The 23,405-nt window shown below is 67.6% G+C and carries 24 protein-coding genes; 17 read left to right on the forward strand and 7 right to left on the reverse strand.

The features are described 5' to 3' along the window. The first annotated feature begins 10 nt into the window (after window positions 1-10). Together scpB and ACSYAO_RS14800 are read left to right on the forward strand one after the other, a co-directional pair. Window positions 11-886, forward strand: coding sequence for an SMC-Scp complex subunit ScpB (gene scpB / locus ACSYAO_RS14795; protein ID WP_049423988.1), 876 nt, complete (start codon window positions 11-13; stop codon window positions 884-886). Further along, window positions 879-2,528 carry a pseudouridine synthase gene (locus tag ACSYAO_RS14800; protein ID WP_049460769.1) on the forward strand — a complete coding sequence of 550 codons (1,650 nt, stop codon included), beginning with the start codon at window positions 879-881 and terminating at the stop codon, window positions 2,526-2,528. Before scpB ends, ACSYAO_RS14800 begins: the two co-directional genes overlap by 8 nt. 116 nt (window positions 2,529-2,644) lie before the next feature. Here the strand turns inward: ACSYAO_RS14800 and ACSYAO_RS14805 are convergent, their stop codons facing one another. After that, window positions 2,645-3,433 carry an AraC family transcriptional regulator gene (locus tag ACSYAO_RS14805; protein WP_049460767.1) on the reverse strand — a complete coding sequence of 263 codons (789 nt, stop codon included), beginning with the start codon at window positions 3,431-3,433 and terminating at the stop codon, window positions 2,645-2,647. Window positions 3,434-3,523: 90 nt separating this feature from the next. Between ACSYAO_RS14805 and ACSYAO_RS14810 the strand changes: the two genes are divergently transcribed. Beyond that, the gene (locus tag ACSYAO_RS14810; RefSeq protein ID WP_049460766.1) at window positions 3,524-4,672 is read left to right on the forward strand and encodes an MFS transporter; all 1,149 of its coding nucleotides are present in this window, start codon (window positions 3,524-3,526) and stop codon (window positions 4,670-4,672) included. Window positions 4,673-4,756: 84 nt separating this feature from the next. On the opposite strand, the gene ACSYAO_RS14815 is transcribed toward ACSYAO_RS14810, so the two are convergent. Continuing rightward, on the reverse strand, window positions 4,757-5,164 hold the full coding sequence (locus tag ACSYAO_RS14815; RefSeq protein ID WP_010486702.1) for a hypothetical protein: 408 nt from the start codon (window positions 5,162-5,164) through the stop codon (window positions 4,757-4,759). Window positions 5,165-5,518: 354 nt separating this feature from the next. On the opposite strand from ACSYAO_RS14815, the gene ACSYAO_RS14820 reads away from it, so the two are divergent. Further along, window positions 5,519-5,812 (forward strand): hypothetical protein, encoded by a 294-nt coding sequence (locus ACSYAO_RS14820; protein WP_032129780.1) that lies wholly within the window; start codon window positions 5,519-5,521, stop codon window positions 5,810-5,812. Here ACSYAO_RS14820 and ACSYAO_RS14825 read toward each other — a convergent pair. From ACSYAO_RS14825 to ACSYAO_RS14835, 3 genes are all read right to left on the reverse strand, one after another. Then, window positions 5,799-6,233, reverse strand: a complete 435-nt coding sequence (locus ACSYAO_RS14825) for a hypothetical protein (RefSeq protein WP_032129781.1) — start codon at window positions 6,231-6,233, stop codon at window positions 5,799-5,801. The two genes, ACSYAO_RS14820 and ACSYAO_RS14825, sit on opposite strands and share 14 nt — an antisense overlap. Before the next feature lie 103 nt (window positions 6,234-6,336). Then, window positions 6,337-7,143 (reverse strand): amidohydrolase, encoded by an 807-nt coding sequence (locus tag ACSYAO_RS14830; RefSeq protein ID WP_149909181.1) that lies wholly within the window; start codon window positions 7,141-7,143, stop codon window positions 6,337-6,339. 14 nt (window positions 7,144-7,157) lie between these two features. Continuing rightward, window positions 7,158-8,306 carry a pyridoxal phosphate-dependent aminotransferase gene (locus tag ACSYAO_RS14835; protein WP_032129783.1) on the reverse strand — a complete coding sequence of 383 codons (1,149 nt, stop codon included), beginning with the start codon at window positions 8,304-8,306 and terminating at the stop codon, window positions 7,158-7,160. Between the two features lie 187 nt (window positions 8,307-8,493). Here ACSYAO_RS14835 and ccmA point away from each other — a divergent pair, with 187 nt between their 5' ends. The 11 genes from ccmA to ACSYAO_RS14890 all read left to right on the forward strand — a co-directional run bounded on the left by ccmA (window position 8,494) and on the right by ACSYAO_RS14890 (window position 16,864). Then, window positions 8,494-9,123, forward strand: coding sequence for a heme ABC exporter ATP-binding protein CcmA (gene ccmA / locus ACSYAO_RS14840; RefSeq protein ID WP_019336398.1), 630 nt, complete (start codon window positions 8,494-8,496; stop codon window positions 9,121-9,123). Continuing rightward, window positions 9,120-9,815, forward strand: coding sequence for a heme exporter protein CcmB (ccmB, locus tag ACSYAO_RS14845; RefSeq protein ID WP_149909180.1), 696 nt, complete (start codon window positions 9,120-9,122; stop codon window positions 9,813-9,815). The genes ccmA and ccmB overlap by 4 nt, the downstream gene beginning before the upstream one ends. 43 nt (window positions 9,816-9,858) lie before the next feature. Then, complete coding sequence (gene ccmC, locus ACSYAO_RS14850; protein WP_049460760.1) at window positions 9,859-10,629, forward strand: heme ABC transporter permease CcmC; 771 nt, start codon at window positions 9,859-9,861, stop codon at window positions 10,627-10,629. Continuing rightward, window positions 10,626-10,814 carry a heme exporter protein CcmD gene (locus tag ACSYAO_RS14855; RefSeq protein WP_032129786.1) on the forward strand — a complete coding sequence of 63 codons (189 nt, stop codon included), beginning with the start codon at window positions 10,626-10,628 and terminating at the stop codon, window positions 10,812-10,814. Before ccmC ends, ACSYAO_RS14855 begins: the two co-directional genes overlap by 4 nt. Further along, window positions 10,811-11,272 carry a cytochrome c maturation protein CcmE gene (gene ccmE / locus ACSYAO_RS14860; RefSeq protein ID WP_032129787.1) on the forward strand — a complete coding sequence of 154 codons (462 nt, stop codon included), beginning with the start codon at window positions 10,811-10,813 and terminating at the stop codon, window positions 11,270-11,272. Before ACSYAO_RS14855 ends, ccmE begins: the two co-directional genes overlap by 4 nt. Beyond that, the gene (locus ACSYAO_RS14865) at window positions 11,273-13,192 is read left to right on the forward strand and encodes a heme lyase CcmF/NrfE family subunit (RefSeq protein WP_071229731.1); all 1,920 of its coding nucleotides are present in this window, start codon (window positions 11,273-11,275) and stop codon (window positions 13,190-13,192) included. 8 nt (window positions 13,193-13,200) lie between these two features. After that, entirely contained in the window at window positions 13,201-13,818 is a 618-nt protein-coding gene (locus ACSYAO_RS14870; protein ID WP_071229730.1) for a DsbE family thiol:disulfide interchange protein, read from the forward strand. 4 nt (window positions 13,819-13,822) lie between these two features. After that, entirely contained in the window at window positions 13,823-14,272 is a 450-nt protein-coding gene (locus tag ACSYAO_RS14875) for a cytochrome c-type biogenesis protein (RefSeq protein WP_032129419.1), read from the forward strand. Further along, window positions 14,266-15,255 carry a tetratricopeptide repeat protein gene (locus tag ACSYAO_RS14880; protein ID WP_149909179.1) on the forward strand — a complete coding sequence of 330 codons (990 nt, stop codon included), beginning with the start codon at window positions 14,266-14,268 and terminating at the stop codon, window positions 15,253-15,255. Before ACSYAO_RS14875 ends, ACSYAO_RS14880 begins: the two co-directional genes overlap by 7 nt. 151 nt (window positions 15,256-15,406) lie before the next feature. Continuing rightward, the gene (metX, locus tag ACSYAO_RS14885; protein ID WP_049401130.1) at window positions 15,407-16,519 is read left to right on the forward strand and encodes a homoserine O-acetyltransferase MetX; all 1,113 of its coding nucleotides are present in this window, start codon (window positions 15,407-15,409) and stop codon (window positions 16,517-16,519) included. After that, window positions 16,520-16,864, forward strand: a complete 345-nt coding sequence (locus ACSYAO_RS14890) for a DUF1294 domain-containing protein (RefSeq protein WP_149909178.1) — start codon at window positions 16,520-16,522, stop codon at window positions 16,862-16,864. It begins immediately after the preceding gene. A gap of 91 nt (window positions 16,865-16,955) precedes the next feature. On the opposite strand, the gene cydC is transcribed toward ACSYAO_RS14890, so the two are convergent. After that, window positions 16,956-18,629 (reverse strand): thiol reductant ABC exporter subunit CydC, encoded by a 1,674-nt coding sequence (gene cydC / locus ACSYAO_RS14895; RefSeq protein ID WP_149909177.1) that lies wholly within the window; start codon window positions 18,627-18,629, stop codon window positions 16,956-16,958. Beyond that, window positions 18,626-20,371, reverse strand: a complete 1,746-nt coding sequence (gene cydD / locus ACSYAO_RS14900; RefSeq protein ID WP_149909176.1) for a thiol reductant ABC exporter subunit CydD — start codon at window positions 20,369-20,371, stop codon at window positions 18,626-18,628. Before cydD ends, cydC begins: the two co-directional genes overlap by 4 nt. Before the next feature lie 228 nt (window positions 20,372-20,599). Here cydD and ACSYAO_RS14905 point away from each other — a divergent pair, with 228 nt between their 5' ends. Further along, window positions 20,600-22,189 carry a cytochrome ubiquinol oxidase subunit I gene (locus ACSYAO_RS14905; protein ID WP_005410352.1) on the forward strand — a complete coding sequence of 530 codons (1,590 nt, stop codon included), beginning with the start codon at window positions 20,600-20,602 and terminating at the stop codon, window positions 22,187-22,189. Between the two features lie 15 nt (window positions 22,190-22,204). Further along, on the forward strand, window positions 22,205-23,356 hold the full coding sequence (gene cydB / locus ACSYAO_RS14910) for a cytochrome d ubiquinol oxidase subunit II (RefSeq protein ID WP_014647773.1): 1,152 nt from the start codon (window positions 22,205-22,207) through the stop codon (window positions 23,354-23,356). Window positions 23,357-23,405: the final 49 nt, after the last annotated feature.

The following is a 23,405-nucleotide window of genomic DNA, read 5'->3' on the forward strand; positions in this document are numbered from 1 at the left end:
CTGACTGCCGATGGATCAATTGCTGATCAACCGCATTGTCGAAGGTGCGCTGCTGGCCTCCAGCCAGCCGCTCACCCTGGCCCAGCTGAAGGACCTGTTCCCGGAAGAGGAACCGGCACCGCCGGGCAGCATCGAACGCGCACTGGAACGTCTGCGCGAAGCCTGCGAAGGCCGCGGCGTGGAACTGGTCGAGGTCGCCTCCGGCTTCCGCTACCAGGTCACCGGCGAAGTGCATGGCTGGATCAGCCGGCTGTGGACCGAACGCAAGACCCGTTACACCCGCGCCACCCTGGAAACCCTGGCGCTGATCGCCTACCGGCAGCCGATCACCCGTGGCGAGATCGAGCAGGTGCGCGGCGTGGCGGTCAGCAGCAACATCATCCAGGCGCTGGAAGAACGCGAGTGGATCCGCGTGGTCGGCCACCGCGACGTACCCGGCAAGCCGGCGCTGTTCGGCACCACCAAGGGCTTTCTGGATTATTTCGGCCTGAAGCGATTGGATGAGCTGCCGCCACTGTCGGAACTGAAGGACCTGGGCGAGCTGGAACCCCAGCTGTCCCTGGACCGCGATGCACCGGCAGCGGCAAGCGCCGACGGTCCTGACCTATCGGCCGGCGACGAAAGCGCTGCCGCGAACGATGATGCCGGCCTGGCCGGCAGTGACACCCCCGATTCCGCCGACGCAGCCCCTGCGCCGGCTTCCGATGAGCAAGCACCTTCGCCCCTCGATGATGGGCACCCCGATTCCGCGCCGGGCGAGCGCGCGGTGCCAGTGAACGAACGCGAAGACAACGCCGTCGCGATGACGACCGTGGCTGTTGACCAAGCCGATTCCGAACCAGAGGCCGACCTCGAAACCGTCGGCCGGAGCAAAACTGATGAGTGACACCCCTCGCAAGCTGTCGTTGAACAAGCTCTCGCTCAAGCGCGAAGCCACCTCCGAACAGTTCAAGTTGGAAGAACGCCTGCACAAGGTGCTGGCACAGGCCGGCCTTGGCTCGCGCCGCGCGCTGGAACAGCGCATTGCCGAAGGCCTGGTCAAGGTCAACGGTGAAGTCGCGCAGACCGGCATGTCGGTCAAGAGCGGCGACAAGATCGAACTGGATGGCCGTGGCTTCGTCGCCACCGCCCTGGCCGAGCCGTCGCGCGTGCTGGTCTACAACAAGCCGGAAGGCGAAGTGACCACCCGCGATGATCCGGAAGGCCGCCCGACCGTGTTCGAGTCGCTGCCGCCGCTGAAGGGCGCGCGCTGGATCGCGATCGGCCGCCTCGACATCAACACCACCGGCCTGCTGCTGGCCACCACCGACGGTGAACTGGCCAACGCCATGATGCACCCGTCGTTCGAGGTCGAACGCGAGTACGTGGTGCGCGTGCGTGCACCGGAAGGCGAGGAAAAGGTCTCCGACGCCATCGTCGACCGCCTCACCCGTGGCGTGGCACTGGAAGACGGCCCGGCCAAGTTCGACGAGATCGAACGCATCGGCGGCACCGATTCGCACGACTGGTTCCGCGTCGTGGTGAAGGAAGGCCGCAACCGCGAAGTGCGTCGCCTGTGGGAGTCGCAGGGCTGCCAGGTCAGCCGCCTGAAGCGCACCCGCTACGGCAAGGTGAGCCTGCCGCGCGAACTGGCCCGCGGCCATTCGGTGGAACTGGGCACCGCCCAGGTGGAAGCCCTGCGTGCGCAGCTGAAGCTGGAAGAAGGCGCACCGTCGGCACTGACCCTGCAGCCGGTGATCGGCCAGCGCCGTGCCGCCAAGACCACCGTGCGCGTGCGCGAAGGTGGCCGCGGCAATGCCTACGTCAACGGCCACAACACCGCCGACGAAGGCCGCGAGCTGCGTCGTTTCGACAACGTCCGCGAAGACCGCGGCCGTGGTCGCGGCGGCAAGGGTGGCGGCTTCAAGGGCGGCCTGACGGTCAGCGGTGAAGCGGCAGCCAAGCAGTCGCAGAAGCCGTTCAAGCAGCGCGCCCAGAAGAACGATCGTTCGCTGCCGGAAGGCAACCCGGCCGCATTCCGCACCTGGTACGTGCCGGATGGCGTGAGCACCGGCCCGAGCGGCCACCGCAATGCGGGTCCGGGCGCACGTGGCCCGGGTGCCCGTGGTCCGGGCGCAGGCGGCCAGGGCCGTCCGTACAGCAAGCCGAAGGGTCCGGGCGCTGGCGCCGGTGGCGGCCAGGGCCGTGGCGGTTTTGGTGGTGAAGGCCGTGGCGGCGCAGGCGGCCAAGGTCGTCCGGCCGGCGCGGGCAACCGCTCGCAGGGCCAGGGCAACAAGCACCCGTACGGCCATCCGGGCAATGCCCCGAGCTTCCCGTCCGACCACGCCACCCCGGGCTTCAACCCGTATGGCAGCCCGAAGCCGGCGCAGGGCGCCCGTCCGGGCGGTCGCGGTCCGGGCGGTGGCAACAACCGTGGCCCGGGCGGTAACCGTGGTCCCGGTGGTCCGGGTGGCAACCGAGGCCCGGGCGGCCCCGGCGGCAACCGCGGTCCGGGCGGCCCGCGCCGCAGCGGCCCGCGCGGCGGCTGATCAGCGATCCGACTGAAATGAAAAATCCCGGCTCCGGCCGGGGTTTTTCTTTAAAAAGGGGACGGAGGGGATTAAGTCGTTTTTGCCACGGCGTGTGTCGACGGGGCGAAAGCGACTTAATCCCCTCCGTCCCCTTTTGCGTGGCGCTGGAACGCGGCGGGTGTGGTGCCGGTCATGCTGCGGAAGAAGGCGATGAACGGGCTCTCGGCGGAAAAGCCGGTGTCCTGGGCCACGTGCGCGACGCGATGGCCCAGCAGCAGCAACTCCATGGCCCGCATCAGGCGCCATTGCTGGCGCCAGGCCTGATAGCTCATGCCGGTATCACGCTGCATTAGCCGGCCAACGGTACGCACGCTCAGGTCCGCACGCGCGGCCAATTCGCCCAGTTCGGGCGGCAACTGTTCGGCCAGCGGCAGACAACGTGCGATCCGCGGATCACGCGGCAGAGGCAGGTCCATCGGCGCCACCGGTGCAGCGACGATTTCCAGCACGCACAACGCCAGTTGATGGTGTGCGCGCGGCGACTGCCAGTCATGGTCGAACGGTGCCTGCGCGATCGGCTCCAGCAAGGCCTGCAGCAGCGGCCCCACGCCGATGATCGCCGGCTGCCGGGGCAGCTGGGCCGACAGCGTGGCGTCGAAGTACAACGAACGGTAGTCGACCGCCTGGCGCATCTGCGCGCGATGGCGCAGCCCGCCCGGAATCCACGCGGCGCGCGCGGGCGGCAGCAGGCTGATGCGATCACCGTAGGTCAGGCGCGTGCAGCCCTGCCGGGTATACAGCAGCTGCGCGCGTGCATGCTGGTGCCAACCCGAGTCGTGATCCGCCAGTGAGGCTGCGATCCCCAGCACCGGAGCGCTCCAGGCATCGGCGTCGAAGTGCGCGTGCGGCTGCAACCAGGCCATGTCTGATTTCATACATTCAATGACAGGATAGACAGAGTGCGCCATTGCGGACGCGACCACAATGCGCGGCCCTGTTCCTGGAGCGCCCGCATGTCGCGCCGCCTGTTGTTGCTCACCATTGCACTGCTGATGTTCCCGCAGTTGGCACAGACCCTGTACAGCCCGGCCCTGGCCGATCTGGCCGAACGCTTCGCCCTGCCGCCGAGTGCCGCCAGCCAGGCCATGAGCCTGTACCTGTTCGGCTTCGCTGCAGGCGTGCTGCTGTGGGGGCGTCTGGCCGATCGTATCGGTCGTCGCCCTGCCCTGCTATGCGGCCTGGCCGTGTTCGCACTGGCCGCCTGCGGCGGCCTGCTGGCCAGCACCTTCGGCCAGGTCCTGCTGGCACAGGCACTGGCCGCACTGGGTGCGGCGGCGGCCTCGGTGGTAACCCAGACCGTACTACGCGACCATCTGCAGGGGCCAGCGTTGGCCCAGGCATTCTCTTGGATCGGCATGGCCTTGGCCCTGAGCCCGGCCATCGGTCTTGCACTGGGCACGCTGCTGGTCGCCGCCAATGGCTATGTCGGCGTACAGTCCGGCCTGCTGCTGATAGCTGTCCTGCTGGCAGTCGCATGCCTGGCTGGCCTGCGCGAAAGCCGCCCTGCACATATCCCGCACACGCCCATGCTGCCGCTGCTGCGGGAACTGCTGCACGATCGCTGGATCTGGTCACACGCGTTGCTGGTGATGGCCTTCAACGTGGCGATGTACAGCTGGTATGCACTCGGCCCCTTCGTGTTTGCGCGCCTGCACTGGCCAGCCACCTGGTTCGGCGCCAGCGGCGCGGTGCTGGCATTGGGCTCGGCACTGGGCGCGTGGGGCAATGGCCGCCTGCTGCGTGCAGGCGTTGCCGCAACCACGCGCATCCGCATCGCCGCAGGACTGGTCCTGACGGGAGGCCTGCTGGCCACGCTGCTGGATGATCACCCTGCCCTGGTCGCGGCGATGGTGCCGGTGGTGACGGGCTTCGGCCTTGCCATTCCCAATGTGCTCGGCCAGGCTCTGCGCGGCTATCCGCATTGTCTCGGCAGCGCAGGCGCGCTGTTCGGCCTGCTCTACTACCTGTTGATCGGCGCGGCAATGGCGTTGGTCGGTGCAGTGCAGCTGCTGGCACCGACCCTCATCGTGTGTGGCCTGCTGGCCTTGTGGCTGCAGCGGGATCGGTCAGTCGACGGCGGAAGGCCTGGCTGCCGATCGTAACGATGAAGGACTCGCTCCTGCTGCCACGCGGGCAGCAGGGGCCCCGAGGTCCCTGCCCCGGGGCCTGGATCAGCAAACAGCGGGTTACTGCACGTTGATCACTTCGTCCATTGGCGCGAGGAAGTTGCCAGGACTGTTGCGCGACGCCGAGATCACATAGGTCCCGGGTGTTGCGATGGTCGCGGTGCAATGGCGGATGGGCGTGGTGTTGCCACCGTCGTAATTGTCATTGGTACGGCACAGGAACTGACCATTGGCATAGACCGAGAAATTACTCGTTCCATCCACCTGGCCGCCGCCTGTGATGTAGATTTCCGACGGCGAGCCAGCCACACGCGGCAGGGTGCCGATCTCGAATCTGGCCGTCACCGGATGCGGCAACAGGCTAGGACACGGCACAACGAGTCCGCTGTCAGACAGGCAGACCTCGGCGTGGGCGATGGCGGGCGTGGCGATGAGGGCCACGAGCAGCACGGACGTTCTGAACTCCATTCCAGCGTCTCCAATGATCCCAGCAGAATCGCTGGGACGTCCCTGTTAGGCATTGCGGGGTTACTGCAGGGTCAAGGAAACGTAAATGCACTGCGCGCCCACAGCGTCGGATAGCTGCAGGACCCGCTCTGGGCGGTGCGTTGCACCGCCTCCACTGCGGTTGGCCCCTATCCCTGCCCGATGACTTCATGTCGATGCAGGATGCTCACCGCCGCGCGGCACTTTTCCGGCGCGGATCGACGCTCACACCGCATGTTAGGAATTGCTGCAAACACAAGGCATTGTGCGCCACGCCCGGAATTCACATCAGGGCGCTGGCTATCGTGCGCGCTCTCCCACACCAGGCAGATGCCCATGATCACCATTACCGCCGAACAGGCACGCGCCAACGCCGATGCCGCCAAGCGCCCGATCGAACAGTTCTACCGCGACCTCGACAACTCGATCCAGATCGGCTCGGAGAATGGCCGCCGCTATCTCGTGTTCGGCTTCAGCCAGGTGATGGCCAGCGAGCAGCTCGTCGAAGACGTGACCGCACAACTGCTCAAGAATGGTTTCGGTGTCGAACGGTTGTTGAGCGATTCCGAACAGCACTACATCCGCATCAGCTGGGGATCTGCCGAGCCGTCGCGCCTCAGCGCCGGCTGAGGGTGAACGCGGTGCCGTCCACGCCCAGGTCCCAGCCCTTGCCGGTACCGGACAGGGCCAGCGAGATATCACCCTTGGTCATCACCTGCGCGTTGCTGGACTTCACCGCACCGGCATGCGCGCCGACCGAGGCGTAAGTACCCAGCAGTTCGTTGACGCTGACCGCGCCGGTGAAGCTGCCACGCCCGTTGGTGATCTTCGACTTGCCCACGGTCAGGCCGCCGCCCTTCATCTGGATGCGCACCGGCATGCTGGCGCCGTTGCTGCAGGTGACCGTGCCATTGCCGGAGGCGGTCTTGTAGATCAGCGACCAGCCGGAGAGGTTGTAGCGCAGCTCGCAGTCGAGGTTGCCGGCGGCGTGCGCGGCCGGGGCCAGCGATGCGGCCGACAGGGCCAGCAGCAGGGCGAAGGACGTGTTCATGGCAGGACTTCCAGTTCGGTCGGAATGGCGGCGAATCTAGCAGCGCGCGCGTGCACGTTGAATGCAGGCGCGCGCGCTGGTGCGGCGGCGTTCAGGCCGTCGCTCAGGCCTGCTCGTCCAGGTGGAAGGCATCAGCATCGAGCATCGCCGGGAAGCGTGCGCGGTGTGCAGCCAGCGCCTCGGCCGAGATGGTGGTGGTGACCACCTGTTCGCGCTCGCGGATTTCCACCTGCGGCTGGCCGAGGAAATCCAGCACCGCGCTGTCACCGGCGTAATGCAGCTGGTTGCCATCGACGCCGACACGGTTCACCGCGGCAACGAAGCACAGGTTCTCGATCGCACGTGCACGCAGCAGTGTCTTCCACGCATAGGCACGTGCCGACGGCCAGTTGGCGACGAAGATCTGCAGATCGAAATCCAGCTGCTGTGGACGTTCAACGTTGTAGCGGTTGCGGCAGAACACCGGGAAACGCAGGTCGTAGCAGACCTGCGGATTGATCCGCCAGCCCTTCCATTCCACGCTCAGGCGCTCGCGGCCGGCCGCATAGCGCTCGTGCTCGCCGCCATAGCGGAACAGGTGGCGCTTGTCGTAGTACTGCAGCTCGCCGTCGGGCGTGGCGAACAGCAGCCGGTTGTAGACGCCTTCGCCATCACGCAGCTGCACGCTGCCGATCACCGCCGCGTCCAGCGCCTTGGCCTGTTCGCGCACCCAGGCCACGGTCGGACCATCCATGCCTTCGGCCTGGGCGATGGCTTCATTGGAGAAGCCACTGGTGAAGGTCTCCGGCAGGACCACCAGATCGGTGGTGCCCGCCAGCGGTGCCAGCAGCGCGCCGTAGTACTCACGGTTGCCCGCCGGGTCATGCCAGCGGGTGTCGCCCTGGACGAGGGAAATGCGCAGGTCCTGCATGTTCACGCCTCCGCTCAGAGCAGGCGCAGGCGTTCGATCGCCGCGTCCATCGTTGCTTCATTCTTGGCGAAGCACAGGCGCACCAGGCGCTGGCCGGCCGGCGGATTTTCGTAGAACGGCGACAGCGGAATGGCAGTGACGCCCTTCTCGATGGTCAGCCACTTCACGAACTCATGGTCCGGCAGGTCGCTGATGGCCGAGTAGTCGACCAGCTGGAAGTAACCGCCCGGCACCGGCAGCGCCTTCAGCCGGGTGCTGGCCAGCTGTTCGCGGAAACGATCGCGCTTGGCCTGGTAGAACGCACCCAGCTCCAGGTGGTGTTCGGGCTCATCGCGGATCATCGCGGCGAAGCCGTACTGCGCAGGGCCGAAGCTGGTGAAGGTGTTGTACTGGTGCACCTTGCGGAACTCGGCGGTCAGCGCCGGCGGGGCGATCGCATAGCCGATCTTCCAGCCAGTGCAGTGGTAGGTCTTGCCGAAGCTGGAGATCACGAACGCGCGTTCGCGCAGTTCCGGGTAGCGCAGCGCCGATTCATGGCGGCGACCGTCATAGATGATGTGCTCGTACACCTCATCGGAGATCAGGTAGATCTGCGTGCCACGCAGCAGCTCGGCCAGTGCCTGCATGTCCTGCGCCGACAGCATCGCACCGGACGGATTGTGCGGGGTGTTGACGATCAGCATGCGGGTACGCGGGGTGATCGCCGCACGCACGCGGTCCCAGTCGACGGCGAAGGTCTGCGGATCCAGCGACACATGCACGGCCTTGGCGCCGGCCAGATCGATCGCCGGTTCATAGCAGTCATACGCCGGGTCGAGCACGATCACTTCCTCGCCCGCACGCACCACGGCATGGATGGCGTTGAAGATGGCCTCGGTGCCGCCGCTGGTGACGGTGATTTCGCTGTCCGCGTCGACCTGCGCGCCGTAGCAGTCCAGCGCCTTCTGCGCGATGGCCTGGCGCAGCGGCGCCACACCGGTCATCGGCGGGTACTGGTTCAGCCCGGCGGCCATCGCCCTGGCGGTTTCATCGATCAGGCGCTGCGGTGCGGAAAAGTCCGGGAACCCCTGACCGAGGTTGACCGCGCCGTGTTCGGCGGCGAGCTGGGACATCACGGTGAAGATCGTGGTACCGACCTTGGGCAGCTTGGTGGTGGGTTGCATCGGCCTGGGGATATGGGGAGACAGGCCCCTGAGTTTACGCAATCCCTGCTTCGGTAGTGCCGGCCGCTGGCCGGCAACCCCAGGCAATCTGCGACGCTGGGTCGCACCTGCCGGCCAGCGGCCGGTACTACCCTGTGAATTCACCGCTACAATTGCCGCCGCACTCCGGCATGAAGACCTTTGCCCCTTGAACACCCCTGCATTGCTGGCCGCCAGCGGCCTGAGCTTTTCCCGCAATGACGAGCCGGTGTTCGGCCCGCTGGACTTCCATGTGGACGCCGGCGAAGCCCTGCTGGTGCAGGGCGGCAATGGCGCCGGCAAAACCACCCTGCTGCGCGTGCTGGCGGGCCTGGCCCGGCCTGGTGCCGGGCAGGTGCAGATCGATGGCAGGCCGGCCGGCAATGCCGAGCGCGCGCGTTACGTCGCCTACCTCAGCCACCTGCCCGCATTGAAGCCCGATCTGGACACGCTGGAGAACCTGCACTTCCTGTGCGGCCTGCACGGACGGCGTGCGCGGCAGATGCCCGGCAACGCGCTGGCCATCGTCGGCTTGGCCGGTTATGAGGACACTCTCGTTCGGCATCTGTCCGCCGGGCAGAAGCGGCGGCTGGCACTGGCACGCATCTGGCTGTCACCGGCGCCGTTGTGGCTGCTCGACGAACCCTATGCCAACCTCGACCTGGAGGGCATCACCCTGGTCAACCGGATGATTTCCGCGCATCTGCGTGCCGGCGGCGCTGCACTGGTCACCACCCACGGCGCCTATGCCGCACCGCCGGTGCGTACCCGCCAGCTCGACCTGGGCGGTGCTGCATGATCGCGCCAGGAACCGAACCGGGCCTGTGGCAGACCGCAGCGGCCCTGCTCAAGCGCGACCTGCGCCTGCTCTGGCGCCGCCGCGGCGATGCGCTGCAGCCGCTGCTGTTCGCGGTGCTGGTGGTGGTGCTGTTCGCGCTCGCCCAGGGCCGCGAACCGCAACTACTGGCCGCCACCGCCGGCGCGGTGCTGTGGCTGGCCGTGCTGCTGGCCGGCCAGCTGTCACTGGATTCACTGTTCCGCTCCGATGCCGAAGACGGCTCGCTGGAGCAATTGCTGCTGGCGCCGGTGCCGCTGGCCTGGCTGGTGCTGGTGCGCGTGCTGCTGCACTGGGCCACCACTGCGCTGCCGCTGATCGTGGTCAGCCCGTTGCTGGCCGAAATGCTGCATCTGCCGCATGACCAGCTGCCGATGTTGCTGGCATCGTTGCTGCTGGGAACACCGTTGCTGAGCCTGATCGGTGGCGTGGTCGCTGCACTGACCGTAGGCATCCGGCGCTCTGGTATTCTCGTGGCGTTGCTGTCGTTGCCGCTGTACGTGCCGGTGCTGGTGTTCGGTGCAGGCAGCCTGGCAGCGGCGGGACGCGGACAGGATCCGGTCGGTGCGCTGCTGATGCTGGGCGCCGGCCTGCTGGTCGCGCTGGTGCTGGCTCCGTTGGCCACCGCCGCTGCAATACGTATTTCTCTGAGTTGACCGAGCTGAGAGCCAATCCACCCCTGCTGGATAGCCGCCACGCATGAATCCGATTGTCCGCTGGTTCCACCAACTCGGTTCGCCCCCCACGTTCGACCGATTCGCTGCCCGCTGGTCGCGGGTGTTCTACCTCGCGGCGGTGCCGGTGCTGCTGGTCGGCATGTGGCAGGCGCTGCTGGTGGTGCCGCCGGAAGCCAAGCAGCTGGACAGCTTCCGCATCCTCTACATCCACGTGCCCAGCGCCTGGATGAGCCTGTTCGTGTTCGCGCTGATGGCGCTGTATGCCGCCATCGCCCTGATCTGGCGGATCAAGGTCTGCGAGATCCTGGCCATGGCCTGCGCACCGATGGGTGCCGGTTTCACCCTGATCACCCTGCTCACTGGCAGCATCTGGGGCAAGGGCACCTGGGGCACCTGGTGGGACTGGGACCCGCGCATGACCAGCGAGCTGGTGCTGCTGTTCCTGTACCTGGGCGTGATCGGCCTGTACCACGCCATCGAGGACCGCCGCAGCGCTGCACGCGCGGCCGGCCTGCTGGCCATCGTCGGTGTCAGCCTGCTGCCGGTGATCCGCTATTCGGTGGACTGGTGGGGCGGCCTGCACCAGCGCCAGTCGATCAACGTGTTCGGTGAATCGGCGATCAGCAGCGCGATGATCGCGCCACTGTGGTGGATGGTGATCGGCACCAAGTTCTGGTTCGCTGGTTCGGTGCTGGCCAAGGCCCGCGCCGACAATCTCGACCGCGAGGCAGGCAAGGCCTGGGTCGGTGGTCGCGTCGATGCCGCACGTGCGGCCGGGGAGGCCCAATCATGACCCACCTGCCCTATGTGATCGGCGCCTACGCCGTGTTCGTGCTGGTACTCGGCGCCGATGCCATCGGTTCGTGGCTGCGCCTGCGCGTGGCACGCCGGTTGGCGCTGGCACGCCAGCAGCGGCAGCAGACCCGCGCCGTCAAACAGGACGCTGCGGCGCCGCTGTCGACGGAGCTGGAACGATGACGCCGGTACAACGTCGCCGCCTGGTCTGGGTGCTGCTGGCCCTGCTCGCCTCCGGGCTGGCCACCGCGCTGGTGGCGATGGCGCTGGAACGCAACATCGCCTACCTGTACACGCCTTCGGAAGTGCTGCGCGGCGATGTCGATGCGCAGTCGCGGTTCCGCCTGGGCGGCATGGTGGTGAAGGGCTCCTTCAACCGCCCGGTCGGTTCGCTGGAAGCACGTTTTGAAGTGACCGACGGCGATGCCCAGCTGGCGGTGACCACGTCGCGGATCCTGCCGGACATGTTCGCCGAAGGCACCGCAGTGGTCGCCAGTGGCCGCCTGCAGGACGATGTGTTCGTCGCCGACGAGGTGCTGGCCAAGCACGATGAGAAGTACGTGCCCAAGGAAGTGGCCGACAAGATGGGCGACGCCCATCGCAAGCATGACGTGCCGGTGACGGCACCCGAGGTGCGCTGAGTGCTGCCCGAACTGGGTCAGATCCTGTTGTTGTGCGCGTTGCTGGCCTCGCTGCTGCAGGCCGGCCTGCCGTTGGTCGGCGCGCATCGCGGCAACACGGCATGGATGGCGGTGGCACGGCCAGCCGCCTTCGCACAGCTGCTGCTGCTTGCCGGCGCCTTCGCGGTGCTCACCGCTGCGTTCGTGCAGCAGGACTTCTCGGTGCGCTACGTGGCCGAGAACTCCAATTCGCTGCTGCCGATGATCTACCGCTACTCGGCGGTGTGGGGCGCGCACGAGGGCTCACTGCTGATGTGGGCACTGGTGCTGGCGCTGTGGACCGGCGCGGTGGCGCTGTTCTCGCGGCACCTGCCGGCACCGGTGCAGGCGCGTGTACTGGCGGTGATGGGCATCGTCAGCGTCGGATTCCTCGCCTTCCTGATCTTCACCTCCAACCCGTTCCTGCGCCTGAATCCGGCCCCGCTGGAAGGCCGTGATCTCAACCCGCTGCTGCAGGACCCGGGCCTGATCATCCATCCGCCGATGCTGTACATCGGTTATGTGGGCTTTGCTGTGCCGTTCGCGTTCGCGGTGGCGGCACTGCTGGAAGGCCGCGTCGACGCGCGCTGGCTGCGCTGGACGCGGCCGTGGACCAACGTCGCCTGGGGCTTCCTGACCCTGGGCATCGCGCTGGGCAGCTGGTGGGCGTATTACGAGCTGGGCTGGGGCGGCTGGTGGTTCTGGGACCCGGTGGAAAATGCCAGCTTCATGCCGTGGCTGGTCGGTGCGGCACTGATCCATTCGCAGGCGGTCACTGAGAAGCGCGGCACTTTCGGCAGCTGGACCCTGCTGCTGGCGATCGCGGCCTTCGCGCTGTCGCTGCTCGGCACCTTCCTGGTGCGCTCCGGTGTGCTGACCAGCGTGCATTCGTTCGCTGCAGATCCGTCGCGCGGCCTGTTCATCCTGGTGTTCCTGTCGGTGCTGGTCGGCGGCAGCCTGCTGCTGTACGCGCTGCGCGCCAGCCAGCTCAGCGTGGACGCCGACGATCCGCGCCGTGGCTTCACCGCCACCTCGCGCGAGACCCTGCTGCTGGCCAACAACCTGCTGCTGGCCACCGCCTGCGCGATGGTGCTGCTCGGCACACTGTATCCGTTGCTGGCCGATGCACTGTCGCTGGGCAAGATCTCGGTCGGCCCGCCCTACTTCGGCAGCCTGTTCCTGCTGCTGATGGCACCGATGATCCTGCTGCTGCCGTTCGGCCCGCTGGTGAAGTGGCAACGCGACCAGCCCTCGCGCGCGTTCGCGCTGCTGGCACCGTGGCTGGGGCTGGCGGTGCTGCTGGGTGCGCTGGCCTGGTGGCAGGCGCCGCAGAACGGCTGGAAGGCCGGTCTCGGTGTCGCTGCCGCGGTCTGGGTCGGCTTCGGTACCGCACGTTTCGTCTGGCAGCGACTGCGCGGCAATGGCCGCTTCACCGCCGAAATGCTCGGCATGATCGTCGCCCATGCCGGCATCGCCGTGTTCCTGGCCGGTGCGCTGCTGGTGGAAGCCCTCAACGTACAGCGTGAAGTGGCGCTGGCACCGGGCCAACAGGTGGTGGTCGGCCGCCACGAGGTGCGCTTCGAGGGCGTGGACCATCGTGAAGGACCGAACTTCATCGCCGACCGCGGCCACCTGCGCGTGTTCCGCAACGGCCGCGAGCTGGCCCTGCTGCATCCGGAAAAGCGCCAGTACGCCAGCGGCGGCCAGGTGATGACCGAGGCCGGCATCGATGCACGCCTCGATGGTGATGTCTACGTGGCATTGGGCGAGCCGCTGGGCAACAATGCATGGGCGGTCCGGGTGCACATCAAGCCGTTCGTGCGCTGGATCTGGCTGGGCGCGCTGTTGATGGCCCTGGGCGGATTCATCACCGCCGCCGACCGCCGCTTCCGTCGTCCGTAGGAGTTTCCATGTCCGAGTCCCCCGCCCCGCGCCCCTCCCGCCCGCTGCCGCCGGTAGCCATCGTGATCGGCGTGCTGTTCTTCTTCGGCCTGCTCGGGCTGATGATCTACGGGGTGATGAAATCGGGTGACCCGCAGCGCGACGTGCTGCCATCTGCGCTGATCGACAAGCCGGCGCCGGCGTTCGCGCTGCCGGTGCTGCACGACCCGGAAATGATCGTGCACAGCGACGATCTGCGCGGCGCGCCTTACTTGTTGAACGTGTGGGGCAGCTGGTGCGCGGCCTGCCGCGAGGAACACCCGGTGCTGACCCGTTTCGCCGAGAGCAAGCGCGTGCGCGTGATCGGCTACAACTGGAAGGATGAACCGACCGATGCCCTGCATTGGCTGGAACAGCTGGGCAACCCGTTCATGGTCGTGCTCAGCGACGTGGAAGGCCGCACCGCGATCGACTGGGGCGTGACCGCCGCACCGGAGACCTTCCTGGTCGATGGCAGCGGTGTCGTGCGCTGGAAGTACAGCGGTGCGATGACCCAGCGCGTGGTCGACGAGAAGCTGATCCCGGCACTGGAGAAGATCGAGAAGGCCCAGGGCAATGCCGGCAGCACGCTGCACACGGCGCCCTGAGCCCATGCGCTGGCTGCTGGCATTGCTGCTTCTGATGCTGCCCCTGGCCGTGCTGGCACAGCAGCCGTTGCATGATCCGCAGCCACTGCAGTTCCGCGATGGCGCCGAAGAACGCCGCTTCCACGACCTGGCCGCGCAGCTGCGCTGCGTGCAGTGCCAGAACCAGTCGTTGGCCGACTCGAACGCGCAGATCGCGCAGGACCTGCGCCGCGAGGTGCTGCAGCTGATGCAGCAGGGCCGCGACGACGCACAGATCAAGCAGTTCCTGGTCGCGCGCTACGGTGAGTTCGTGCTCTATCAACCGCCTCTGCAGCCGGGCACCTGGCTGCTGTGGGGCGGTCCGCTGCTGGTGCTTGGCGCCGGCGCGCTGGTGGTACTGGGCATCGTCCGCCGCCGTGGCCGCACGGTTGCTGCCGCCCCCGCCAGCAAGACCGATGAAGGAGACGGATGGTGAGCCATTGGCTGCCGATGCTGGCTGGACTGGTGGCCGCACTGATGGCGGCGCTGGTGCTGTGGCCGCTGCGCCACCACGGTCGCCGCGGTTTCGTGGTGGGCGTGCTCGCGCTGGGCGTGGCCGGAGCCTGCCTGTATCTGCTGGTTGGTGATCCGCGTGCCGCACAGGTACAACCAACCCCGTCGGTAGCCACCCTGCGCGATGGCGTGCAGGCCCTGCAGGATGCACTGAAGCGAGACCCGCAGCGAGCCGATGGCTGGGCGTTGCTGGGCCGGTCGCAGGCCGAGCTGGGCAACGCCGCCGCCGCAGCGGATGCCTTCGCACGTGCTGCCGCTCTCGCCCCGGAAGACCCCGGCGTGCTGGTGGAAGCGGCGCAGGCACGTGCGCAGGCCGATGCCGGCAAGCAGTTCGATGACACCGCGATGGCCTGGTTGCAGCAGGCTCGTGCGCTGGCGCCCGATGCAGAGCGCGCCAGCTGGCTGCTGGGCATCGCCCTGCGCCAGCGCGGAAAGAATGCCGAGGCTGCCGACATCTGGGGCGGCCTGCTGCCACGGCTTGAGCCCGGCGCCGCGCAGGCGCTGCAGGCGCAGATCGCCATCGCCCGCGAAGCCGCCGGCCAGGCGCCCGATGCTGCCGCTGCGGCGCCACCGGCGCTGCTGCAGGTGCGCGTGCAACTGCCTGCGCTGAACAACGCCGAGTGGCCCACCAGCACCCAGGTATTCGTGCTGGCCCGCGCCGTGGGTGGACCGCCGATGCCGGTGGCCGCACGCAAGCTGCCTCTGGCCGGTTTCCCGGCCACGGTCGGGCTGGGCGACGGAGACAGTCCGATGCCAACCGCACCGCTGTCGGCCCATCGCGAAGTGGAAGTGCAGGCACGCATCTCGCGCACCGGCAGCGCCAACCGCAGCGAGGATGACCTGCAGAGCGTACCGGTGAAGGTGAGCCTGCCCCACGACGGTGTTGTGGAGCTGCGCTTCCCGTAACGCGCCGCGGTAGTGCCGGCCGCTGGCCGGCAACCCCACAGCCGCATCACGATTCATGAGGTTGCCGGCCAGCGGCCGGCACTACCGGGTGCATCGCCGATGGAAACCAGTGTGTCGCCAGCTCCACATGCGGCCCCGCTAGAATGACTGCATGACCGAATTCATCCCGCCCGGCACCCGCTTCCACGCCCTGCCCTCGCCGTTCCCGTTCAAGCGCGGTGGCGCCCTGCACGGCGCACGCGTGGCCTACGAAACCTGGGGAACGCTGGCCGCCAACGCCAGCAACGCGATCCTGATCGTGACCGGCCTGTCGCCGGACGCGCATGCAGCGGCCAACGAGGCCAACCCGGCACCGGGCTGGTGGGAAGGCATGGTCGGCCCCGGCAAGCCGATCGATACCGACCGCTGGTTCGTGGTCTGCGTGAATTCGCTGGGCAGCTGCAAGGGCTCGACCGGTCCCGCCTCGCTCAACCCGGCCACGGGCCAACCGTATCGCCTCGACTTCCCCGAGCTGTCGATCGAAGACGGCGCACGCGCCGCGATCGAAGTCGTGCGTGCACTGGGCATCGAACAGCTGGCCTGCGTGGTCGGCAATTCGATGGGCGGCATGACTGCACTGGCCGTTCTGATGCTGCATCCGGGCATTGCGCGCAGCCACGTCAACATTTCCGGCAGTGCGCAGGCACTGCCGTTCTCGATCGCGATCCGTTCGCTGCAGCGCGAGGCGATCCGTCTCGATCCGCGCTGGAATGGCGGTCACTACGACGATGCCGAGTATCCCGAGTCCGGCATGCGCATGGCGCGCAAGCTGGGCGTGATCACCTACCGTTCGGCACTGGAATGGGATGGCCGCTTCGGCCGCGTGCGGCTGGATTCGGACCAGGCCGACGACGATCCGTTCGGCCTCGAATTCCAGGTGGAAAGCTATCTGGAAGGCCATGCACGGCGCTTCGTGCGCTTCTTCGATCCGAACTGCTATCTGTACCTGAGCCGTTCGATGGACTGGTTCGACCTGGCCGAATACGCCGACGGTGATGTGCTGGCCGGGCTGGCGAAGATCCGGGTGGAGAAGGCGCTGGCGATCGGTGCCAACACCGACATCCTGTTCCCGGTGCAGCAGCAGCAACAGGTCGCCGACGGCCTGCGCGCCGGCGGTGCCGATGCGCGCTTCATCAGCCTGGAGTCGCCGCAGGGCCATGACGCCTTCCTCGTCGATTTCGAGCGTTTCGGCCCGGCCGTGCGCGGCTTCCTCGACGCGCTGTAAGTGGCATGGCGGCGTAACCTCGCGCTGGCCGCATTCGGTGCGTTGATCGCACTGACGGTCAGCGGCGTGCTGCCGCTGTGGCTGGGCGGTTGGTGCCTGCTCGCCAGCGCGGTGTCGTTCGGCCTGTACGGCCACGACAAGCGCGCGGCGCAGCGAAAGCAGTGGCGTGTTCCCGAGCGCACACTGCAGTTGCTGGCCTTTGCCGGCGGTTGGCCGGGCGCGCTGCTGGGCCAGGCGCTGTTCCGCCACAAGCATCGCAAAGCCGAATTCCAGTGGGTGTTCTGGCTGTGCGTGCTGGCCAACGTGGCCTCGATCGCGGTGATGCTGCGCGAGTTCTCGCGGTAACCGTTCGAATGGGTAGTGCCGGCCGCTGGCCGGCAATTGCGTATCCATATCAAGCGCCATGAGGTTGCCGGCCAGCGGCCGGCACTACCATTCACGCTTCGCGTACCACTACCCCATCACGCAACCGGTACTGCGCATCCACCACGCCGTCCGGCAGGTCGTCGTGGGTGATCATCAGCAGGCTGCGCCCGTCCAGCAACCCGGAAAGGTCCTGCAGCAACGCACGTGCGGTATCCACATCCAGGCCTTCGGTCGGTTCGTCCAGCAGCAGGATCGGCGCATTGCGCAGCAGCGCGCGCGCCAGCGCCAGGCGTCGTGCCTGGCCGGCCGACATCGTCGCGCCGTTCTCGCCCACCCAGGCCTGCAGGCCACCGTTGCGCTCGGCCCACTCGCCCAGGCGCACGCGACGCAGTACCGCCCACAACGCTGCGTCACTGGCATCGGGATCACCCAATCGCAGGTTCTCGGCCACGCTGCCGGCAAACACCGGCGCGTTCTGCGGCAGCCACGCCAGTTGCCGGTGCCAGTCGGCCTGGGCGAAATCACGCAGGTCGCGGCCCCCGTAGGTCAACCGTCCCTGTTGCGGATCCCATAACCGCAGCAGCAGGCTCGACAGGGTGGTCTTGCCACTGCCGCTGTCGCCGCGAATCGCGATCCGCTGACCCGGCGCCAGGGTCAGCTGCAGGCCGGACAACACCGGCCGCGCCGCACCGGGCCACTGGAAGTGCACGTCGTCCCAATGCACGCGCGCGGCCTGCGGCACCGCCTGCGGCGCCTGCGGGTCCTCCACCGTCGGCGGTTGCTCGACGATGGCCTGCAGGCGATCGGCGGCGATGCGCCCGGACTGCAGTGACTGCCAGGCCAGGCCCATGCCGGCCCACAGTTCGATCAGTGCCACGGTGAGGAACACCAGACCCGCTGCCATTTCCGGCGCGATGCGCTGCTGTTCGGCCGCATGCAGGGCCAACGCCAGCATCGCCACCAGGCCCAGTCCGGCGACCAGGCCATGCAGGGTCGAGGCCGCGATCAGGCGCCAGCGCCGACGACGATCCCGCGAAGCCAGCTGCTTGGCGGCCACGCGCACCTTCAACTGCCACGCTGCACCGGCATGCAACGCGGCCAGATCACCCGCGCCCTCCAGTCCTTCGAAGGCTGCGGTACGCAGGGCAGCACGATGCGCGGCACGGTCGGCCTCCTCATCGTCGCGACCACGCACGCCCAGCCACGGCACACCGAAGGCGATCAGCAACGCCAGCACCGCCAGCAGTACCGCCGCAGACGGCAGGATCACAGCGGCCGAGGCGATCGCCACCAGTGACAGCGCACCCAGCGCCACCAGCGGCCCGATCGCACGCACCAGCAGGCCATCCACCTCATTGATGTCACCCAGCAGGCGTGCCAGCAGTTCGCCGGTACGCGTGGCCCCCAGCCGCGCCGGTGCCAGTGGCAGCGCGCGGCGGAAGAACCACACGCGCAGATCGCGGGCGATGCGCAGCGTGGCATCGTGGCCGACCAGCTTCTCGAAGTAGCGCGACACGATGCGCGCCATGGTCAGGCCGCGGATGCCGGCCGACGGCGAAAAGAAGTTGAAGCCCTGCGCCAGCCCGGCCGCACCGGCCAGCGCAGCGGCGGTCAGGAAGCCACCGGACAGGCCCAGCAGGGCGGTGCCGGCCAGCATCGTGATCCACAGCAGCAGCACGGTCAGCAGCAGGCGCGGGCGATGGCGCAGGAACACCGCGCGCAGCGAATCAGGCGAACGGCTCATGCGCGCACCGCCTGTGCCGGCTCGACCAGGCGGCCTTCCGGCAACAGCAGGCAACGGTCAGCCCACGCGATCACCGCAGGGCTGTGGGTGGCGACCACCACGCTGCGTCCACGTGCATAGGCGGCCAGGCTGCGCAGCAGCGCGGCTTCGGTATCGGCATCGAGGAACGCAGTGGGTTCGTCCAGCAGCAGCACCTGCGGGTCGCGCAGCAGCAGGCGGGCCAGGCCGATGCGGCGTGCTTCACCACCGGACAGGCCGAAGCCGCGCTCGCCGATCACGGTATCCAGCCCCTGCGGCAGGCGCTGCGCGAACTGCAGCACCTGCGAGGCCTCGGCCACTGCGCGCAACCGCGCATCGCTGGCACCGGGATCGGCCAGGCGCAGGTTGTCGGCGATGCTGCCGTGGAACAGGTACGGCCGCTGGCTGGCATAGGCCACCTGCACGCCGGGACGCAGCTGCAGCTTGCCGGCACGCGGCGGCAACCATCCCGCCAGTGCCTCCAGCAGCGTGCTCTTGCCGGATCCGCTGGGGCCGACCAGGGCCAGGCGCTGGCCCGGTTCCAGCAGCACATCCAGATGCTGCAGCACGTCGTGCGGCGCGCCCAACGGGCGCAGCACCAGGCCCTGCGCCTGCAGCGGCGGCAATGCGGCCTCGGCCGGCTCCACCGCCAGCGGCGCGATCTCGTTCTCGATCAGGCCCTGCTCATCGGGCAGCGACTGCAGCAGGCGCTCCACCTCGGCGGCAGCGGCCAGCGCGTTGGCGCGGTCGTGGTAGTGCGCGGCCAGCCGCCGCAGCGGCGCGTAGAACTCCGGCGCCAGCAGCAGGCAGAACAGCCCAGCGCCCAGCGTCGGCACTGCTGCATGCAGCGTCATCAGGCCCAGATAGCTCAGGCCCAGGTACAGCGCAACCATCGCCACGCTCACCGAGGCGAAGAATTCCAGCACCGTGGACGACAGGAAGGCGATGCGCAGCACCTTCATCGTACGCACGCGCACGCCTTCAGCGGCGGCCGCGATGCCGTCCAGTTCGGCCTCGCCGCGGCCATACAGGCGCAGCAGGCCCAGACCCTTGATGCGGTCGGCGAAGTGGCCGCTCATCCGCGCCAGCTCGCCCAGCTGCGCACGGCCGGCGGCTTCAGCGCCCCAGCCCACCAGCATCATGAAGAACGGCACCAGCGGTGCGGTGAACAGCAGGATCAGCGCCACCACCCAATCCACCCAGGCCACTGCGGCCAGGATCAGCAGCGGCACCACCACCACTTCGGTGCGCACCGGCAGGAAGCCGCTGTAATAGCTCTCGATCGCATCACCGTGATGCAGCATCAGTTCGCCCAGCTCGCCGGTGCGGCGCTGGCGCAGCCACAGCGGCCCATGCCCAAGCAGGCGCGCGAACACACGCTCGCGCAGCGCCAACCGCGCAGCATCGGCCACATCACCGGCAGCCGCCTGGGTGGCGCTGCCCAGCAGCGTGCGCAGCACCAGGATCACCGCCAGCCCAGCGAGCACCAGCAGGCCCGACGCCAGCGGTGCGCGTTCCACCAGCACCTGCTGCACCAGCCAGGCGATGGCAGCGGCCTGGCCGATCAGCAGCGCGCCAGACAGGCTGATGCACAGCGCCGCCAGCCGCTGGCGACCTCGAGCGGAGCGCGCAAGATCGGCCAGCCAGGCGGTGCGGGCACGCCGCTGGCGGGTCGTTTCGGCTTCCGGGGAAAGGCCGTCAGGGGTCGTTTCGGCAGCGCTCAAGGGGTCTTCACGGGTAACAGGGGAGACACGGCATTGTAGGCGCAGGCAACAGCCTCCCCCTGCGGCCGGCGGTCGCAGTCTTCATCGGGTTGGCATACGATCCTCCTGAATACCCATTCATACATTGATCTGGATCAAGGCTGTTTGAAGTAGTCGGTCACATCATTCACCCCGTAGACCACCCTTCCCGCCACCTGCAACGGCACTATCCAACGAGGTAGCCAGGCCATGATTGATCAGACAGTCGTAGAACTGTCGCGGCTGCAATTCGCGCTGACCGCGATGTACCACTTCCTATTCGTACCGCTCACCCTCGGCCTGTCCTTCATGGTGGCCATCATGGAGAGCGTGTATGTGATGACCGGCAAGGAGATCTGGCGCAGGATGACCCTGTTCTGGGGCGTCCTGTTCGGCATCAACTTCGCCATGGGCGTTGCCACCGGCATCGTCATGGAATTCCAGTTCGGCATGAACTGGTCCTACTACAGCCACTACGTGGGTGACATCTTCGGTGCGCCACTGGCGATCGAAGGCCTGATGGCGTTCTTCCTGGAAGCCACCTTCGTCGGCCTGTTCTTCTTCGGCTGGAACCGCCTGAGCAAGGTCAAGCACCTGATGGTGACCTGGCTGATGGCGCTGGGGACCAACCTGTCGGCGATCTGGATCCTGGTGGCCAATGGCTGGATGCAGAACCCGACCGGTGCGGTGTTCAACCCGGAAACCATGCGCATGGAAGTGGTCGACTTCATGGCGGTGGTGTTCAACCCGGTGGCGCAGGCCAAGTTCGTGCACACCGTCAGCGCTGGCTACGTGACCGGTGCGGTGTTCGTGATGGCGATCAGCGCGCTGTTCCTGCTGCGCAACAAGCACAAGGACCTGGCCCGTCGTTCGTTTGCGGTGGCCGCGGCGTTCGGCCTGCTGTCATCGCTGTCGGTGGTCGTGCTGGGTGACGAGAGCGGTTACGCCGCCAGCGAACACCAGAAGATGAAGCTGGCCGCGATCGAAGCGATGTGGGAGACCGAGCGTGCGCCGGCCGACTTCACCGCCTTCGGCATCCCGAATCAGGAGACCCACCAGAACGACTACGCGGTGAAGATCCCCTACCTGATGGGCCTGATCGCCACCCGCTCGTTGAACCAGCCGATTCCCGGCATCCTGGAACTGGTCGAGCGCGCCGAACACCGCGTGCGTGGCGGCCAGCTGGCCTACGGTGCATTGGAACGCCTGCGCGCCAACAAGAACGACGTTGAAGCGCGCGAGATGTTCGACCGTCACTGGCAGGACCTGGGCCACGGCCTGCTGCTCAAGCGCTATCGCGATGACATCCTCAACGCCACCCCGCAGGAAATCTCGCAGGCGGCGATGGACACGGTGCCGCGCGTGATGCCGTTGTTCTGGACCTTCCGCGTGATGGCCGGCCTGGGCTTCTACCTCATCGCCTTCTTCGCCCTGGCCTTCTACTACTCCTGCCGCAACAATTTCCAGGACAAGCGCTGGTTCCTCAAGCTGGCCCTGTGGACGCTGCCGGCGCCGTGGATCGCGATCGAGTGCGGCTGGTTCGTGGCCGAGTATGGTCGCCAGCCGTGGGCGGTCGATGGCGTGCTGCCGACCTTCTATGCAGCATCGGGGCTGGCCCTGCATGAAATCGTGCTGACCCTGGCCGGCTTCACTGCCATCTACACCGCGCTGATCGTGGTCGAGATCAAGCTGATGCTCAAGGCGATCCGCAAGGGTCCGGACGAGGTGCTGCCGTCACTGCAGTCGCCCCAGCCGCATGCTTCCCACAATGCCTCGGCGCCGGCCGCCGGCCAGGCCTGAGGCAGGAGAACCAAGATGGATTTCATTCTTCTGGACTACACCACGCTGCGCGTGATCTGGTGGCTGCTGCTCGGCATCCTGCTGATCGGTTTCGCCGTGATGGATGGTTTCGACCTGGGCGTGGGCACCCTGCTGCCCTTCGTCGCCCGCAACGACGCTGAGCGCCGGCTGGTGATTAATACCATCGGTCCGGTATGGGAAGGCAACCAGGTGTGGCTGATCCTGGGCGGCGGCGCGATCTTCGCCGCATGGCCGCCGCTCTACGCGGTCAGCTTCTCCGGGTTCTACCTGGCGATGTTCGTGATCCTGTTCGCGCTGATCCTGCGACCGGTCGGCTTCAAGTTCCGCAGCAAGATGCCCAGCGAGCGCTGGCGCAACACCTGGGACTGGGCGCTGTTCATCGGTGGCTTCATCCCGGCGCTGATCATGGGCGTGGCGGTGGGCAACGTGGTGCTGGGCGTGCCGTTCCACTTCGATGACAGCATGCGCATCTTCTACACCGGCTCGTTCTTCGGCCTGCTGATGCCCTTCGCGCTGCTGGCCGGCCTGCTCAGCGTGTCGATGCTGGTCGCCCACGGTGCCGCCATGCTGGTGCTGAAGACCGACGGCCCGGTGGCCGAACGTGCGGCCCGTTTCGGCAGCATCGCCGCGATCATCGCCTTTGTGCTGTTCGCCGTCGGTGGCGCCTGGGTGGCCTTCGGCCTGCCGGGTTACCAGATCACCTCGCAGGTGGTCACCGATGGCGCCACCAATCCGCTGCTGAAGACTGCTGAACTGGGCGCCGCCGGCGGCTGGATGCGCAACTACAGCACGATGCCGGCCACGATCCTGGCCCCGCTGCTCGGCCTGGCCGGCCTGCTGGCCAGTGCGGTACTGCTGCGGGCCCGTCGCGGCGGCCTGGCCTTCATCGCCTCGGGGGCCGCCATCGCCGGCATCATCCTGACCGTCGGCTTTGCGATCTTCCCGTTCCTGCTGCCGTCCTCGAGCCAGCCCACCTCCAGCCTGACCGTGTGGGACGCCTCGTCCAGCCACCTGACCCTGTGGATCATGCTGCTGGCCACGGCGGTGTTCCTGCCGATCATCCTCGCCTACACCACCTGGGTGTACCGCGTGCTGAAGGGCAAGACCACCACCGAAGAGATGGGCAACAACCCGAACGCGTATTGATTGCTTGCACGTGTGCCGACCAACGGTCGGCACCTACCCGGAATGAAGG

The organism is Stenotrophomonas sp. STK16_22, assembly GCF_051984505.1.
In the GTDB taxonomy this organism is placed as follows: Bacteria; Pseudomonadota; Gammaproteobacteria; order Xanthomonadales; family Xanthomonadaceae; genus Stenotrophomonas; species Stenotrophomonas maltophilia_A.

Bases quoted from the DNA above. Each gene is read 5' to 3' on its own strand.
- ACSYAO_RS14825 (WP_032129781.1), bottom strand. From the start codon at position 6,233: ATGAACACGTCCTTCGCCCTGCTGCTGGCCCTGTCGGCCGCATCGCTG.
- ACSYAO_RS14800 (WP_049460769.1), top strand. From the start codon at position 879: ATGAGTGACACCCCTCGCAAGCTGTCGTTGAACAAGCTCTCGCTCAAG.
- ACSYAO_RS14810 (WP_049460766.1), top strand. From the start codon at position 3,524: ATGTCGCGCCGCCTGTTGTTGCTCACCATTGCACTGCTGATGTTCCCG.
- ccmB (WP_149909180.1), top strand. From the start codon at position 9,120: ATGATCGCGCCAGGAACCGAACCGGGCCTGTGGCAGACCGCAGCGGCC.
- ACSYAO_RS14905 (WP_005410352.1), top strand. From the start codon at position 20,600: ATGATTGATCAGACAGTCGTAGAACTGTCGCGGCTGCAATTCGCGCTG.
- ccmE (WP_032129787.1), top strand. From the start codon at position 10,811: ATGACGCCGGTACAACGTCGCCGCCTGGTCTGGGTGCTGCTGGCCCTG.
- ACSYAO_RS14815 (WP_010486702.1), bottom strand. From the start codon at position 5,164: ATGGAGTTCAGAACGTCCGTGCTGCTCGTGGCCCTCATCGCCACGCCC.
- ACSYAO_RS14880 (WP_149909179.1), top strand. From the start codon at position 14,266: ATGGTGAGCCATTGGCTGCCGATGCTGGCTGGACTGGTGGCCGCACTG.
- ACSYAO_RS14870 (WP_071229730.1), top strand. From the start codon at position 13,201: ATGTCCGAGTCCCCCGCCCCGCGCCCCTCCCGCCCGCTGCCGCCGGTA.
- ACSYAO_RS14820 (WP_032129780.1), top strand. From the start codon at position 5,519: ATGATCACCATTACCGCCGAACAGGCACGCGCCAACGCCGATGCCGCC.
- cydC (WP_149909177.1), bottom strand. From the start codon at position 18,629: ATGAGCCGTTCGCCTGATTCGCTGCGCGCGGTGTTCCTGCGCCATCGC.
- scpB (WP_049423988.1), top strand. From the start codon at position 11: ATGGATCAATTGCTGATCAACCGCATTGTCGAAGGTGCGCTGCTGGCC.
- metX (WP_049401130.1), top strand. From the start codon at position 15,407: ATGACCGAATTCATCCCGCCCGGCACCCGCTTCCACGCCCTGCCCTCG.
- cydB (WP_014647773.1), top strand. From the start codon at position 22,205: ATGGATTTCATTCTTCTGGACTACACCACGCTGCGCGTGATCTGGTGG.
- ACSYAO_RS14805 (WP_049460767.1), bottom strand. From the start codon at position 3,433: ATGGCCTGGTTGCAGCCGCACGCGCACTTCGACGCCGATGCCTGGAGC.
- ACSYAO_RS14835 (WP_032129783.1), bottom strand. From the start codon at position 8,306: ATGCAACCCACCACCAAGCTGCCCAAGGTCGGTACCACGATCTTCACC.
- ACSYAO_RS14830 (WP_149909181.1), bottom strand. From the start codon at position 7,143: ATGCAGGACCTGCGCATTTCCCTCGTCCAGGGCGACACCCGCTGGCAT.
- ACSYAO_RS14875 (WP_032129419.1), top strand. From the start codon at position 13,823: ATGCGCTGGCTGCTGGCATTGCTGCTTCTGATGCTGCCCCTGGCCGTG.
- ccmC (WP_049460760.1), top strand. From the start codon at position 9,859: ATGAATCCGATTGTCCGCTGGTTCCACCAACTCGGTTCGCCCCCCACG.
- ACSYAO_RS14855 (WP_032129786.1), top strand. From the start codon at position 10,626: ATGACCCACCTGCCCTATGTGATCGGCGCCTACGCCGTGTTCGTGCTG.